Consider the following 14660-nt stretch of genomic DNA (forward strand, 5'->3'; position numbering starts at 1 on the left):
GGACGAGGACCGGGACGAGGACCGGGACGAGGACCGGGACGAGGATCGGCGGGAGGTCGAGGAGCGGGAGCCGGCGCGAGCGGGACGAAGCACCCGCACACGGTAACCGCACCACCCCCGCCCGAGCGGCGCCCCACCCCCGGATGTGGACGGCCCGGCCCGTCGACGCGACGAGCGCGTGCGCGTCGCTCTCGTGCGGCTCAGGCCTGGGGGCGCAGCGCGATCGCCATGGCCTCGACGGCCAGGAGCGGGGCGACGTTGCCCTCGAGCCGCGTGCGGGCCGTCCCGATCGCGTCCATGCGGCGCAGCGTCTGCTCGGGCGTGGCGGCCGCGGCGAGCTCGCGCACGGTCTCGGCGTGGTCGAGGTTGACCAGCGACACGTCGGCGCCGAGCTGCACGACGAGCACGTCCCGGTAGAGCGACAGCAGGTCGAGCATCGCCCGGTCGAGGACGTCGCGCTGCGCGCGCGTGGCCCGGCGCTTCTGGTCCTCCTCGAGCTGGCGGACCTGACCGCGCACGGCGGGCGGGAGCGTCGCCGCGCCCTCGGCGCCGAGCGTGCGCAGCAGCGCGGCACGCTCGGCGGCGTCGCGCTCCTCGGTCGCGGCCTTCGCGTCGGCCTGCGCGGTCGCGACCAGGTCTCCCGCGGCCAGCACCGCGTCCCCCACGCCCCGGATGCGCGCGGCGATCTGCAGCACCTCGGCGCGCCGCCGCCGGGCCTCGGGGTCGCGCGCGAGCCGGCGCGCGATGCCCACGTGGCTCTGCGCCGCGCGCGCGGCGACCTCGGCCACCTGCGGGTCGATGCCGTCGCGGCGGACCAGCAGGTCCACCACGGCCGCCACGGGCGGCACGCGCAGCGCGACGGCCCGCGACCGCGAGCGCAGCGTGACGAGCACGTCCTGCGGGCTGGGGGCGCACAGCATCCAGACGGTGCGCGGCGCGGGCTCCTCGAGCGCCTTGAGCAGGACGTTCGACGTCTTCTCGACCAGCCGGTCGGCGTCCTCGACGAGGATCACGCGCCAGCGTCCCTCGGCGGGCGACCGCTGCGCGAGCTCGACGAGCGGGCGCACGGCGTCGATGAGGATGTTGACGCCCTCGGTCGCGACGACCTTCACGTCGGGGTGCGTGCCCGCCAGGACGGTGGTGCACGCGTGGCACCGCCCGCACCCGCCCTCGGTGCACTGCAGCGCGGCGGCGAACGCGCGGGCCAGGTTGGAGCGGCCCGAGCCGGGCGGGCCGGTGAACAGCCAGGCGTGCGTCATGGCCTGCGGGTCGACGACGGCGCGCTGCAGCTCCGTGATCGCGGGCTCCTGCCCGACGAGACCTTCCCAGACGCTCACGCGGCACCCCCTGCCGCGGGCTCGGCGGGCACGCCCAGCAGCGGTGCGACGCGCTCGCGCACCGCGCGGGCCAGCTCGTCGGGTGCGGTGGTCGCGTCGAGGACGAGGAACCGGGCGGGGTCGGCCGCGGCACGCTCGAGGAACGCCTGGCGGGTGCGTCGGTGGAACTCGTCGCCCGCGCTCTCGAGCCGGTCGGGGCTGCCGGTGAGGCGCGAGCGGCCGAGCACCGGGTCGACGTCGAGGAGCACCGTCACGGCGGGCAGCAGCCCGCCCGTCGCCCACAGCGAGAGCCGCTCGACCTCGTCGACACCCAGGTCCCGGCCGTGCCCCTGGTAGGCGACCGACGAGTCGAGGTACCGGTCGGTGACGACGAGCGCGCCGCGCGCGAGCGCGGGCCGCACGAGCGAGGCGACGTGGTGCGCACGGTCGGTCGCGTACAGCAGGGCCTCGGTGCGCGCGTCGACGTGGTCGCCGTGCAGCACCGCGTCCCGCAGGAGCCGGCCGAGCTCGGTGCCGCCGGGCTCGCGCGTGAGCACGACCTCGCGGCCGAGGCCGCGCGCCCAGTCCCCGAGCAGGCGCGCCTGGGTGGACTTGCCCGCACCGTCGCCGCCCTCGAGGGACACGAACACGCCGGGCAGCGGCGCGTCCGGCCCGGGGGGAGGCGCGGGCAGGCTCGTCGGACCGGCGGGCGATGTCACGGCGTCAGGCTAGCCGCCCGCGCCCACATCACCGCCCCCGCGGGTGCGGGGCCACGGGTCACTCCCCCGGGTACGCGAGGCCGATCTGCCGGCGCACCTCGTCGAGCGTGCGCAGCACCTCGACCGTGCCCTGCCAGGTCATGCGCGGGCTCTGCGTCTCGCCGTCGGCGATGCGCCGGGCGACCTCGGCGGCCTCGTACTGCAGGCCCTTGGTGCCGGGCTGCTCGAACGTCCACACGCGCCCGTCGTTGCGCGTGACGCGGAACGACGAGGGCCCGTAGAACGGCCCGGCGACCTCGATGTACCCCTCGGTGCCGGAGACGAGCGCGACGGTGGGCGTGCGGGCCCACAGGGTCGTCGAGAGCGTCGCCTGCGTGCGCTCGCCGTACGCGAGGACCACCGAGACGTGCCCGTCGACGCCGGTCGAGGTGAGCTGGCCGACGGCGTGCACGGAGTCGGGGACGCCCAGCAGGTCGTGCGCGAACGAGACCGGGTAGACGCCCAGGTCGAGCAGCGCGCCGCCGGCGAGCTCGGGGGCGTACAGGCGCGAGGCCGGGTCGAACGCCATGTGCTGGCCGTGGTCGGCGGTCACGTTGACCACGTCGCCGATCTCACCGGCATCGATGACCTGGTGCAGCGCCGCGACGTGCGGCAGGAACCGGGTCCACATGGCCTCCATGACGAACACGCCCGCATCGCGTGCGGCGTCGAAGACCTGCTGCGCCTCGTCGGCGTTGCGCGTGAACGCCTTCTCGACGAGGACATGCTTGCCCGCGCGGATCGCGAGCAGCGCGTGCTCGAGGTGCTCGGAGTGGGGCGTGGCGACGTAGACGACGTCGACCTGCGGGTCCTCGACGAGCGCCTCGTACCCGAGGTGCGTGGTGGGGATGCCGTGCGCGGTGGCGAACCGCTCGGCGCGGTCCCGGTGCCGCGAGCCGACCGCGACGACCTGCGCGCGCGTCTGGCTGCCGACGGCGTCGGCGAACGTGCCGGCGATGCGGCCGGCGCCGAGGATCCCCCAGCGGACGGGCGGGGCGGTGCGGGGGTCGGGAGTGCGAGCCATGGCGTCAACCTAGCGTGTGGACCGTTTTGGTCGGGCTCGTGCACTTTCTTTGCTCGCTTGACTTAGTTAGTCTCGGTCGCCATCGGCCCGACGGTGGGCCGTGCGGTCGCCCGGCGCGCCCGCCGGGTCGTTCGACGGAGAACGCGATGCCCACCTCAGCAGCCACCCGCCCCGCCCGCCGAGCGGTCGCGCTCGTCGCCGCCGCGGCCCTGACCCTCACCGGCCTGACGGCGGCGGCCGGCAGCGCGCACGCCGCCGACGACCCCGCGCCCGGCTCGGGCGGCACCGTCGCGATCGCGGACACCGACGCCACCGCGCAGACCCGCTCCCTGATGCGCTACCTGCGCGACCAGGAGTCCGGCGGCATCCTGTTCGGCCAGCAGCACGCGACCGACGAGGCCGTCTCGTCGTCGGTCACGGGTCCCGACGGCAAGCCGCTGAGGTCCGACGTGCACGACGTGACGGGCGACCTGCCGGGCATCTTCGGCTTCGACACGCTCGCGCTCAAGGGCGACGAGAAGCCCGGCTCGCACGACAGGACCGACGAGGAGAACGCGCTCGCGCTCGCCGCGGAGATGGTCCGCGCCGACGACCTGGGCGCACTCGTCACGCTCTCCGCGCACATGCCGAACTTCGTGACGGGCGGCTCGTTCTACGACACCGAGGGCCGCGTCGTCAGCCACATCCTCCCGGGCGGCGACACCAACGCCGAGTACCGCGACTACCTCGACCTGGTCGCGCTCGCGGCGCAGAGCGCGCAGCGGTCCGACGGGTCCCTCGTGCCGATCGTCTTCCGGCCGTTCCACGAGAACACCGGCTCGTGGTTCTGGTGGGGCGCCGCGCACGCGAGCGTCGGCGAGTACAAGGAGATCTTCCGGTACACGGTCGAGTACCTGCGCGACGTCAAGGGCGTGCACAACCTGCTCTACGCGTTCTCCCCCAACGGCACGTTCGACGGCGACGCCGCGCGCTACCTGGAGACGTACCCCGGCGACCAGTGGGTCGACGTGCTCGGGTACGACAACTACGAGAACTCCGACGCCGCCGACGACTCGACCGCGTGGGTCGCGGCCGTCGTCGACGACCTCGAGATGGTGGTCGACCTGGCCGCCGAGCGCGGCAAGGTCCCCGCGTTCACCGAGTTCGGCCGCAACGGCGACCGCACCATCAAGCCCAGCGGCAACAAGTCGCTGCACTACTTCACCGAGCTGCTCGACGGCCTGAGCGCCAGCCCCACCGCGAGCCGGGTCGCGTGGATGCTCACGTGGGCGAACTTCGGCTCGGGCCAGATCTACGTCCCGTACGCGGGCCACGAGATGGCGGCGGACTTCCAGGCGCTGTACGACGACGACGCGTCGGTGTTCGCGAGCCAGACGGGCGACCCGTACGCGCTCACGGCCACCGCGGGGGCGCAGGAGCCCGCGCTGCGGGTCGTCACCCCGGCCGACGGCACGCGCGTCACCACCGCGACGACGACCGTGCGCGCCAAGGTGACCGCCGCGCCCGGCGTCGACACCGTGACGTTCACGGCCGCGGGCTACGAGCCGCTCGAGCTCGCGCCCGACGACGACGGCTACTGGTCGGCCACCTGGGAGGTCGGCGAGGACGCCCTGACGAACCGCACCGTCCCGGCGGGGGTCACCGCGACGGGTGGCGGTCACGACCTGTCGGCCGACGTGTCGCTCATCCTCGGCTCGGCGCCCGTGCTGCCCGTCGGCACGGTCGACGACTTCGAGGGGTACGGCGACGACGTCGCGCTGCGCGCGGCGTACACGACCGCCAACGCGACCTCGTCGGCCATCGCGCTCGCCGACCACGGCGACGGCCAGGCGGTGCGCCTGTCGTACGACTTCCCCGCCTCGCGCACGGGCTACCTGGGCTTCGGGAAGTCGTACGCGCCCACGCAGAACTGGTCCGGCTTCGGGCAGCTCGACCTGTGGGTCGACCCGGACGCGTCCGGTCACAAGCTCGTCGTCCAGGTCCAGGCGGGCGGCGTCACGTTCGAGGCGTACCCGTCGCTCGCGGGCGACGAGCCGTACGTCGCCTCGATCCCGTGGACCGAGTTCACCGTCGCGCCGTGGGACACCGCGAACCTCGGGCAGACCCTCACCTGGGAGCGGCTCGCGAAGGTCTCCCAGTTCTTCGTCTACCTGAACGACGCCGGGGGCGACGCGCCGCTCACGGGCTCGGTCCTGCTCGACGACATCGCGGCGTCCGGCGAGGGCGAGTACGTCGACCCCGAGCCGTCGGCCGAGCCGATCCTCGTGGACGACTTCGAGTCCTACGCCGACGAGGCCGCGTTCGACGCCGCGTGGGGCAACCGCGCCAAGACCGACCTCGTCAGCCTGTCGACGGACGCCGGCGAGGGCGCGCAGGCGCTCGCGTTCACCTACGACCACGCGGACGGCGCGTGGCAGGACGTCGCGCGCTGGCTCGGCGGGCAGGACTGGTCCGGCCGGGACGCGCTGTCGCTGCGGGTCAAGGGCGACGGCACGGGCAACCAGCTCGCCGTCCAGCTCGGCCTGGGCGGCGGGACGTACTACCTCGCGCAGGTCCCGCTGACCGACACGTCGTGGCACGTCGTCGAGATCCCGTTCTCGTCGTTCGCACCGTCCTGGCCGCAGGACCTCACCACACCGATCTCCGACGAGGCGCTGGGCGTGGTGAACGAGCTCGTGCTCGCGTCGAGCTCGCAGAGCGGGTCCGGCGCGTTCGGGGTGGACGAGATCCGCGTCGTGGGCGGTGACGCCGAGCCGGAGGTGCCGGACGGCACGCCCGAGGTACTGGACCGGTTCGACCAGTACGGCGCCACCGCGGACCTGCGCGCCGCGTGGAACAACATCGCCGAGCAGGAGTGGGGCGACGGCTGGCAGCTCGCGCTGGCACCCGGCAAGGGCGCGGGCGGCTCGGCGGCCGCCGCGTTCGCCTACGACTTCTCGACGACCACGTACCTGCAGGAGTCGCGCTGGCTGGGCGGACACTCGTGGGCCGGGCTCGACGGCATCTCCGCGTGGGTCGACCCGAACGGCTCGGGCCAGTCGCTCTCGCTGCGGTTCCGCACGGTGTCCGCGTCGGGCACGGGCGACGACTGGTACTGGGACCTCCCGGTGCCGCTCACGGGCTCCGCGCGCACCGTGCGTGCGGCGTTCGCCGACGCGGTCGCGACGTGGCCGGCGGGGATCGACCCGGCGACGCGGCCGACGCGCGCACAGCTCGCGAAGGTCAACGAGGTCATCCTCATGGCCACGCAGGCCGACCCCGCGCTGCCCGCCACCGGCACGTTCTACCTCGACGACCTCGAGGTCGGCGACTTCCCCGCCCAGCCCACCGAGGTCGCACCCGCCGTGACGACGCAGCCCACGGCCGTGACGGGGAAGATCGGCACGACCGTCACGCTCACGGCCCAGGCGTCGGGCCTCCCGGCGCCGACCGTCCAGTGGCAGTTCCGCAGCAAGGGCGCCGCGTCGTGGCGGCCGATCACCGGCGCGACGTCGACGACCCTCACGCTGCGGCTCGCGAAGGCCCACGACGGCGGGCAGGTGCGCGCGGTGTTCACCAACGTGGCGGGCACGGCGGCCTCGGCCGGCGCCACCCTCACCGTGACAAGGACGAAGCCGCGCATCACGGCCCAGCCGCGGTCCCTCACCGTCGCCCGCTACCGCGCCGCGACGTTCCGCGTCACCGCCACCGGCTACCCCGCCCCCACCTACCAGTGGTTCCGCAAGGCGCCCGGCAGCGCGGCGTGGGTCAAGGTGACGGGCGCGACCTCGTCGAGCCTGACGGTCAAGCCCCGCACGACGAAGGACTCGGGGACCCGGTACCGGGTCGTGGTCTCCAACAGCCAGGGCTCGGTGATCTCCGCGGTCGCCACGCTGCGCGTGCGCTGACCCCACGGACGACGACGCCCCGCCGGATGGGCTGCCGGCGGGGCGTCGTCATGTCCGGGAGCGGCGCGTCACGACGACGACGTGGCGCGGGCGACACGCGGCTACGCCGTGTCGGACTGGTCCGCAGCGAGTGAACGCACCGAGCGGACATCCTTCAGATCGGATGCCCACAGCGGCTTCCCGTGAGGGTCGTCGGCGGCGAGCGGTGCGGTGAGCGCCGCGTCTGCGGTCTCCATCCAGAGCCCGTAGCTGTTCACGATCCGGTACACGCCCTCGTCGCCGGCGCTCTGCTTGGCGCGCAGGTAGAGGAACGCCTCCTGGCCGCTCATCACCTTGGAGAATGCCGCCTTCGCCGCATGCGCCTGCTCGGGGTCGGTCGCGCCGAGTGACAGCTCCACGTCGACCACAGACGGCCCTTCGCCGCTGGCGACGTCGCTCACCGTGAACTCGAACGGCAGCACGTAGGCCTCCGAGCCGCGCTCGCCCACGGACCGGACCGGACCGGGCTCCCCGACCACACCCGACGCCGCCAGATCCGCCGACTTCAGCATGTCGTCGAATCCCGCGTACGGCTCGACCTCGTCGCCCGAGATCCGAAGGGTGACGAAGTCAGCCGTGGACGGCAGAGCCGTGGCATCGCTCGTGCAACCCGCAAGTGTGCCGACGGCGAGGGACCCGACGGCAAAGGCGGCGACGGAGCCGAATCTCTGGAGCCGCTCAGTACGTGCCATTGATGTGGGCCTTGTCATGAGAGGTGAGCGTCTGCGAGGTACCGCCCTCGGCTGCGCTCTTCAGGCAGGACGAAGCCTCTGAGGAGTGACGCAAGCCGATGCTGTGGCCCATCTCGTGGCAGGCGATGCGGTTCGCGGGCGGTGAGTAGTAGCGGTTGATCCTCACGTACTGGGTGGAGCACACCATGGTGGGATGCCTTCCCGACGTCGTCCCGGCACACGCGTTCCAAGCGGCGAGGCCGTTGTCGCCGTACTCGGCATCGAAGACGCACAGGTCGTAGGAGCCGTACGAGCCGCCGCAGCCGGGTGGTGTGTAGACGGTGACAGTCAGGTCTGTGGGGTTGTACTGGTTCTTGACCGCTGCCGAGACGCCGTTCGAGTACGTGGCGGTCAAGTCGATCTTTGCCACGGACCACGCTCTGTCGCGGGTGAGGAACACGCCGTTCGTGGTCCCGGCAGCGCCCACCGATCCTTCGGATCCGAAGTTACTCGCGCTTGCTTGTGGCGACATCACCATCAGCACACCGGCCAAGCTGGCGATGATCGTCACACCCACGACCGCCGCACGGCTCGACTTGAGACCGCTTCGCAGCACCTACCGCTCCCCCCGCTCCGAGACGAGCCACGCTAGCACCGCGCGACCTCTCGCGTCCCGGAAACAGCGCATCCAGCTCCCCCGGACAGCCCGCACGCCGTGTGCACAGCCCGCCCACCATCGAGCCAGGCAGGTGGCGTGCGGCGAACCGGACGAGATCCGGCCGGGTGTCAGGACGAGGACTTGGCGCTCGCCCTCGGCTTGGCGCGGCGGGCCGGAGCCTTCTTCTTCGCGGGGGCGGACGCGCGCTTGTCGGCGAGCAGCTGGACCGCCTGCTCGGGCGTGATCGACTCCGCGGTCACGTCCTTGGGCAGCGTCCGGTTGGTCACGCCGTCGGTCACGTACAGCCCGAACCGGCCGTCCTTCACGACGATCGGCTTGCCCGACGTCGGGTCGTCGCCCAGCTCGCGCAGCGGCGGCGTCGCGGTCGCGCCGCGCCCGCGCTTGGGCTGCGCGTAGATCGCGAGCGCCTCCTCGAGCGTCGTCGTGAACAGCGCCTCCTCCGACGCGAGCGTGCGCGAGTCGGTGCCCTTCTTCAGGTACGGGCCGTAGCGGCCGTTCTGCGCGGTGATCTCCGCGCCCGACTCGGGGTCCACGCCGACGACGCGCGGGAGCGAGAGGAGCTTGAGCGCGTCGTCGATCGTCACGGTGTCGAGCGACATCGACTTGAACAGCGACGCGGTGCGCGGCTTCGGCGCGGCGGCCAGGGCCTTCTTGCGTGCCGCGGCGGACAGGCCCGGGTCGAGCTCGGGCTCGGGCAGCAGCTCGGTGACGTACGGGCCGTAGCGGCCGTTCTTCGCGACGATCGTCGTGCCCGTCGTCGGGTCGGTACCGAGCACCTGGTCCCCCTCGGGCTCGCTGTCGAGCAGCGCACGCGCCCGCTCGACCGTGAGCTCGTCGGGCGCGAGGTCCTCGGGCACCGACGCACGGCGGGGGTTGCCGTCCTCACCGAGCACCGACGGGTCCTCGAGGTACGGACCGTAGCGGCCCACGCGCAGCGTGATGCCCTCGCCGATGTCGATCGAGTTGACCTCGCGCGCGTCGATGTCGCCGAGGTTCGCGACGAGGTCGCGCAGGCCCTCACCCTCGTCGGAGTCGCCGAAGTAGAAGTGCGTGAGCCACGCGACGCGGTCCTTCTCGCCCGACGCGATCGCGTCGAGGTCCTCCTCCATCGAGGCGGTGAAGTCGTAGTCGACGAGCCGGTCGAAGTTCTCCTCGAGCAGGCGCGTCACCGCGAACGCCAGCCACGACGGCACGAGCGCCTGGCCGCGGCTCGTGACGTACCCGCGGTCGAGGATCGTCGAGATCGTCGCGGCGTACGTCGACGGGCGGCCGATCCCGCGCTCCTCGAGCGCCTTGACGAGCGACGCCTCGGTGAAGCGCGGCGGCGGTGACGTGCGGTGCCCGTCCGCGGTGAGGTCACGGCCCGTGAGCGGGTCGCCCTGCGCCATCTTCGGCAGGCGCGCGTCCTTCTCGTCGGCCGGCGCCGCGTCGTCGTCGTACCGCGAGACGTCGCGGCCCTCCTCGTACGCCGCGAGGAAGCCGCGGAACGTGATCACGGTGCCGGACGCGGAGAACACGGCGTCCCGCCCGTCGGCCGCGACGGCGCCGAGGCGCACGGACGCGGTCTGCCCGCGCGCGTCCGCCATCTGCGAGGCGACCGTGCGCTTCCAGATCAGCTCGTACAGCTTGAACTGGTCGCCCGAGAGCTCGCGCGCGACCTGCGCCGGCGTGCGGAAGTGGTCGCCCGCGGGGCGGATCGCCTCGTGCGCCTCCTGCGCGCCCTTCGCCTTGGAGGCGTACACGCGCGGCGCGTCGGGGACGTACTCCGCGCCGTACAGCTCGGCCGCCTGGCGCCGCGCGGCGGAGATCGCCTGCGTCGACAGCACGGGCGAGTCGGTACGCATGTACGTGATGTAGCCGTTCTCGTACAGCGTCTGCGCGGTGCGCATGGTCTGCCGCGAGGACATCCGCAGCTTGCGCGACGCCTCCTGCTGCAGCGTGGACGTGGTGAACGGCGCCGCCGGCCGGCGCGTGTACGGCTTCGTCTCGAGGCTGCGGACCTCGAACGCCGCACCGTCGAGCGCGGCGACGAGCGACGTCGCGGCGGCCTCGTCGAGCTGCACCGCGTCCGTCTTGAGCACGCCGCGGTCGGTGAAGTCACGGCCCGAGGCCACACGCGAGCCGTCGAGAGCCGTGAGCCGCGCCTGGAAGGCGGGCTCGTCGTCGTCGGCCACCGCGAACGTGCCCGTGAGGTCCCAGTAGTCCGCCGGGACGAACGCCATGCGCTCGCGCTCGCGCTCGACGACGAGCCGCGTCGCGACCGACTGCACGCGGCCCGCGGACAGGCCCTGACGGACCTTGCGCCACAGCACCGGGCTGACCTCGTAGCCGTACAGGCGGTCGAGGATGCGGCGGGTCTCCTGCGCGTCGACGAGGCGGTCGTCGAGCTCGCGCGTGTTCTCCAGCGCCCGCGTGATCGCCTCGCGCGTGATCTCGTGGAACACCATGCGCTTGACCGGCACCTTGGGCTTGAGCTCGGCCAGCAGGTGCCACGCGATGGCCTCGCCCTCGCGGTCCTCATCGGTCGCGAGGTAGAGCTCGTCGGACTCCTTGAGGAGCTTCTTCAGCTCCGCGACCTTCTTCTTCTTGTCGGAGTCGACCACGTAGTAGGGCTGGAAGCCGTTCTCGACGTCGACCGCGAACTTCCCGAAGGGGCCCTTCTTCATCTCGGCCGGCAGCTCCGAGGGCTGCGGCAGGTCACGGATGTGCCCGACGCTCGCCTCGACGTCGAAGTCGTCGCCCAGGTACCCCGCGATCGTGCGGGCCTTGGCGGGCGACTCGACGATGACGAGCTTGCGCCCTGCCGACATGCGTGCCTCTTCCTGTCTGACGGCCCGCACCGGCTGAGTGCCGCGCGTGGCTCGTACGTCTGGGGACTCTACGACGACCCGTCAAGCGCTTCGCAACCGGCGTCCCGCGGCATGGCGCAGCGCGAGCGCGGTCGCGAACGTCGCGGCGCACGCCGCGACCGTGCCGAGCACACCGCCGCCGTACGCCCACAGCAGCTCCGAGCGCGTGCCCGCACCCGGGACCGCCTGCCACGTCCGTGCGAGCGCGGCCACCGCACCCGCCCCGGCCAGGAGCGCCACGGTCCACAGCGCGCCGAGCGTGCCGCCCTGCAGCCGCGGGGTCGGCGGCGGGCCGTCGACGTCCGGCCCGGGCCGCGGCGGCCACGACGCCGTGAGCGCGCACGTCGCCGCCGTCCACGCGAGCACGACGAGCACCGCCGCCAGCACGTCCGACGGCCGGTGCCACTGCCCGACGAGCGTCGAGACCCCGGTCGCCGCGGCGTACGCCGCACCGACCGCCGCGACGAGCGGGCGCATCCGCGCCGGCACGACGAGCAGCAGGACGACCGCGATGCTCGTCGCGGCCGTGGTGTGCCCGCTGGGCAGGGTGTTCTCCGCGCTGCCCGTGTTCACGCCGTGGTCGGGGCGCGGCAGCACCAGGTACTTGAGCACCTGCGTCGTGAGGTTCGCACCGCCCATGACGAGCGCGACCTGCACCGCGAGCTCCCAGCGCCGCCGCACCACCGCGATCCCCACCGCCACGACCAGCACGACCGCGATCGCCGAGACGGACACGACGTCGAGCACCCGCTCGGCCATCCGCCACAGCTCCGTCTGCCCGTACACCGCGCCCTCGACCGCGGCGGCGTCGACCAGCTGCCCCTGCTCGGTGTCGACGAACACCGCCCACAGCCCCAGGACGCCCGCGAGGCTCGCGACGCTCACCGCGAGGCACGCCGCGACGACCGCGCCGCGGCGGGTGCGCGCAGGCGTCGTCGGGGTCGTCGTGGTCGTCACGCCGTCCACGCTAGGCCACCGCGCCGTGCGGGCGACGAGCCCTCCACGACGTGACCACCGCGTGCGCACGGACCGCGCACGTGACCGCCTAGGGTGGCCGCCATGGACGACGAGGCGGCGGCCCCGGCGCCGGGGGGCAGGCGACCGCGGCGCGCGGCGACCGAGGAGCGGCGTGCGCAGATCGTCCGCGCGGCCGCCCGGACGTTCGGCACCAAGGGGTACCGCACCGGCTCGCTCGCGGACGTCGCCGAGCAGGTGGGCATCACGCACGCGGGCGTGCTGCACCACTTCGGCACCAAGGAGCAGCTGCTCGTCGAGGTGCTGCAGCTGCGCGACGAGCAGGGCGTCGCCGACCTCGAGGGGCAGCACATCCCCGGCGGGATCGAGCTGTTCCACCACCTGGTGCGCACCGCGCGCGCCAACGCGGAGCGCCGCGGCATCGTGCAGGGCTACACCGTGCTGACCGGCGAGTCCGTGACCGAGGACCACCCCGCGCGCGCCTGGGTGACCGAGCGGTTCACCACGCTGCGCGGCGACGTCGCGGCCGCGGTGCGCGAGGTCGGCGGGCCGGACGTGTCCGACGACGACGCGCGGCGCGCCGCGAGCGCGGTCATCGCGCTGATGGACGGCCTGCAGGTGCAGTGGCTGCTCGACGAGGACGCGGTCGACCTCGCGGAGGCCACCCGCGTCGGCATCGAGGCGGTCCTGCGCGCCGCCTGCCCGTCGGCGGACATTCCCCACCTGGGCTGACGACGGCCGACCCGCGCCGCGAGGTCGAGCATCGCTCGCCGGGTCGTGCATCCCTCGCCAGGTCGTGCGTTCTTCCGCACGACTCACCGAGGAACGCACGACCTCGCGGGGGCGGGGGCCGTTTTCAGCGGTTTCACAGGGAGGGCTCAGGTGGGGTCCAGGGGCGGTCGGCACCGTGGGCGCATGACAGCGACCACGACGGACCAGCGCACCCTCGTCGTCGGCGACCTCGAGCTCGACGAGGTCAGCGGCGAGGTCACGCGCGCCGGCGACCCCATCCACCTCACGCCCACCGAGCGCGCCCTGCTCACCTACTTCATGCGCAACCCGCGCCGCGTGCTGTCCAAGCGGATGATCCTGGACCGCGTGTGGCGCGACGACCGCGGCGGTGCCGACGGGGTCGTCGAGCTGTACGTCAGCTACCTGCGGCGCAAGATCGACCGAGGGCGCGCGCCGATGCTGCACACGCAGCGCGGCATCGGCTACGTGCTGCGCCCGCCCCTGTGACCTGGCGCGGGTGACCGTCGCCGCGGCGAGGTCGACCCCCGCCGCGCGTCAGACCGGGAACGCCCGGTAGAAGTCGAGGACGTCGGCGACGGGACCCTCCGCACGGAACACCGCCGTGCGGTTGTACCAGACCACGACCCCCGTGCCGTCGCCGAGGTCGACCGCGGTGTAGGTGCCGACGATCGCGTCGTCCCCCACCCGGACCGCGTCCGACTGCGGAAGCGTGTCGTCGGACGACTGCGCGGGGGCGGGCTTGGCGGGCAGCGACGCGTCGTCACCGGACTGCGCGCCGTCGCTCTGCGCGCCGTCGCTCTGCTCGGTGCCGTTCTGCTCGGTGCCGCTCGGCACGGTGCGCGCCTGGTCGCCCTGCGCGGTGTCGGTCGGCAGCTCGGCGGTGAGCGACTCGGCGAACGCCTTGGCCTCCGCGTTGCTCGCCCACTGGCCGGACTGCACGGTGAACGTGCCGCTCGCGCCGTCGGTGAACTGCTCCGACCATGCCTCGAGCGCACCGGCGTCGGTCCACGTGTCGTCGACGCCCGACGACGCGAGCGCGTACTGCAGCACGGACGCGGGGAGCACCTGGGCGAACGGCGTGTCCGCCTCCCGCGCGACGGGGTCGACCGCGGGCGTCGGGGAGGGCAGGCGGATCGTCGTGGCCGCGACGGGGGTCGCGGAGTCGCCCGACCGGTTCGCCAGGACGATGCCCGCGACGACACCGCCGACGACGAGCACGCCCGCACCGATCGCGACGGGCAGCAGCCACCTCGGACGCCGACCGCCCGCGGCCGTGGCGTCGCCCGTGGGCGGCTCACCGGCCGAGGTCGCGGCGGGTGCCGGCTGGGACGCGTGCGCCGGGGTGCGGGGCGCGGCGTGCTGCGGGGGGTGCGACGCGGCGGACCCGGCCCCGGGGGTCGCGGCACCGCCCTGGCCGGTCGCGAACGCGGCGTGCCCGCCGCCGCCGACCCGCGGCGTGACCGTGGGCTCGGCGGGTGGGGGCGTGGTGCCGCGGGTGGGCAGAACGCGCGGCTGGTACGGCGTGCCGCCGGGCGTCGTCGGGCCCGCGGGGGTCGTCGGGTCCTGCGGTGCGCCGCTGTCGCTCATGGGTCCCCCTCGTTGGCTCCGTGCGGACCTGCGCAGCCTACCCAGCGTCGCGGGTGGGGGTCCGCGAGCCCGCGCGGCGCGGACACGCTCGTGTCGCACCGCTGCCGCACGGGGTGCGGGGG

Annotated in this window: 10 protein-coding genes and 1 pseudogene; 3 read left to right on the forward strand and 8 right to left on the reverse strand. The window is 73.9% G+C overall.

Annotated features, from left to right (window positions below; translation table 11 throughout):
* Positions 1 to 200: 200 nt before the first annotated feature.
* The 3 genes from ACT17Q_RS14565 to ACT17Q_RS14575 all read right to left on the reverse strand — a co-directional run bounded on the left by ACT17Q_RS14565 (position 201) and on the right by ACT17Q_RS14575 (position 3098).
* A complete protein-coding gene (locus tag ACT17Q_RS14565; protein ID WP_094181724.1) occupies positions 201 to 1337 on the reverse strand; it encodes a DNA polymerase III subunit delta' in 1137 nt (378 codons plus the stop codon).
* The gene (tmk, locus tag ACT17Q_RS14570; RefSeq protein WP_444665405.1) at positions 1334 to 2008 is read right to left on the reverse strand and encodes a dTMP kinase; all 675 of its coding nucleotides are present in this window, start codon (positions 2006 to 2008) and stop codon (positions 1334 to 1336) included. The genes ACT17Q_RS14565 and tmk overlap by 4 nt, the downstream gene beginning before the upstream one ends.
* An 85-nt stretch (positions 2009 to 2093) precedes the next feature.
* Entirely contained in the window at positions 2094 to 3098 is a 1005-nt protein-coding gene (locus ACT17Q_RS14575) for a Gfo/Idh/MocA family protein (protein WP_141320233.1), read from the reverse strand.
* A gap of 146 nt (positions 3099 to 3244) precedes the next feature.
* On the opposite strand from ACT17Q_RS14575, the gene ACT17Q_RS14580 reads away from it, so the two are divergent.
* Positions 3245 to 6985, forward strand: coding sequence for a glycosyl hydrolase (locus ACT17Q_RS14580; RefSeq protein WP_444663308.1), 3741 nt, complete (start codon positions 3245 to 3247; stop codon positions 6983 to 6985).
* 101 nt (positions 6986 to 7086) lie between these two features.
* Here ACT17Q_RS14580 and ACT17Q_RS14585 read toward each other — a convergent pair whose 3' ends face one another.
* From ACT17Q_RS14585 to ACT17Q_RS14600, 4 genes are all read right to left on the reverse strand, one after another.
* A complete protein-coding gene (locus ACT17Q_RS14585; RefSeq protein WP_444663310.1) occupies positions 7087 to 7716 on the reverse strand; it encodes a hypothetical protein in 630 nt (209 codons plus the stop codon).
* Positions 7703 to 8266 (reverse strand): M57 family metalloprotease, encoded by a 564-nt coding sequence (locus ACT17Q_RS14590; protein ID WP_444663312.1) that lies wholly within the window; start codon positions 8264 to 8266, stop codon positions 7703 to 7705. The genes ACT17Q_RS14585 and ACT17Q_RS14590 overlap by 14 nt, the downstream gene beginning before the upstream one ends.
* 215 nt (positions 8267 to 8481) lie before the next feature.
* Positions 8482 to 11184 carry a type I DNA topoisomerase gene (gene topA / locus ACT17Q_RS14595; RefSeq protein WP_094181720.1) on the reverse strand — a complete coding sequence of 901 codons (2703 nt, stop codon included), beginning with the start codon at positions 11182 to 11184 and terminating at the stop codon, positions 8482 to 8484.
* Between the two features lie 81 nt (positions 11185 to 11265).
* Positions 11266 to 12180 (reverse strand): phosphatase PAP2 family protein, encoded by a 915-nt coding sequence (locus ACT17Q_RS14600; RefSeq protein ID WP_444663315.1) that lies wholly within the window; start codon positions 12178 to 12180, stop codon positions 11266 to 11268.
* 102 nt (positions 12181 to 12282) lie between these two features.
* Between ACT17Q_RS14600 and ACT17Q_RS14605 the strand changes: the two genes are divergently transcribed.
* Both ACT17Q_RS14605 and ACT17Q_RS14610 read left to right on the forward strand, forming a co-directional pair.
* A complete protein-coding gene (locus tag ACT17Q_RS14605) occupies positions 12283 to 12930 on the forward strand; it encodes a TetR/AcrR family transcriptional regulator (protein ID WP_444663317.1) in 648 nt (215 codons plus the stop codon).
* Between the two features lie 213 nt (positions 12931 to 13143).
* Positions 13144 to 13437, forward strand: a pseudogene (locus ACT17Q_RS14610) (winged helix-turn-helix domain-containing protein); the annotation flags it as partial.
* A 48-nt stretch (positions 13438 to 13485) separates the two neighbouring features.
* Here the strand turns inward: ACT17Q_RS14610 and ACT17Q_RS14615 are convergent.
* Entirely contained in the window at positions 13486 to 14538 is a 1053-nt protein-coding gene (locus ACT17Q_RS14615) for a hypothetical protein (protein ID WP_444663319.1), read from the reverse strand.
* Positions 14539 to 14660: the final 122 nt, after the last annotated feature.

The sequence above is a fragment of the Cellulomonas sp. CW35 genome (genome assembly GCF_052378485.1).
GTDB classification, from domain to species: domain Bacteria; phylum Actinomycetota; class Actinomycetes; order Actinomycetales; family Cellulomonadaceae; genus Cellulomonas; species Cellulomonas uda.

What these genes read in the sequence shown, in the direction of transcription:
- ACT17Q_RS14575 (WP_141320233.1), bottom strand. Translation starts at nt 3,098, where the DNA reads ATGGCTCGCACTCCCGACCCCCGCACCGCCCCGCCCGTCCGCTGGGGG.
- ACT17Q_RS14580 (WP_444663308.1), top strand. Translation starts at nt 3,245, where the DNA reads ATGCCCACCTCAGCAGCCACCCGCCCCGCCCGCCGAGCGGTCGCGCTC.
- ACT17Q_RS14585 (WP_444663310.1), bottom strand. Translation starts at nt 7,716, where the DNA reads ATGGCACGTACTGAGCGGCTCCAGAGATTCGGCTCCGTCGCCGCCTTT.
- topA (WP_094181720.1), bottom strand. Translation starts at nt 11,184, where the DNA reads ATGTCGGCAGGGCGCAAGCTCGTCATCGTCGAGTCGCCCGCCAAGGCC.
- ACT17Q_RS14605 (WP_444663317.1), top strand. Translation starts at nt 12,283, where the DNA reads ATGGACGACGAGGCGGCGGCCCCGGCGCCGGGGGGCAGGCGACCGCGG.
- ACT17Q_RS14615 (WP_444663319.1), bottom strand. Translation starts at nt 14,538, where the DNA reads ATGAGCGACAGCGGCGCACCGCAGGACCCGACGACCCCCGCGGGCCCG.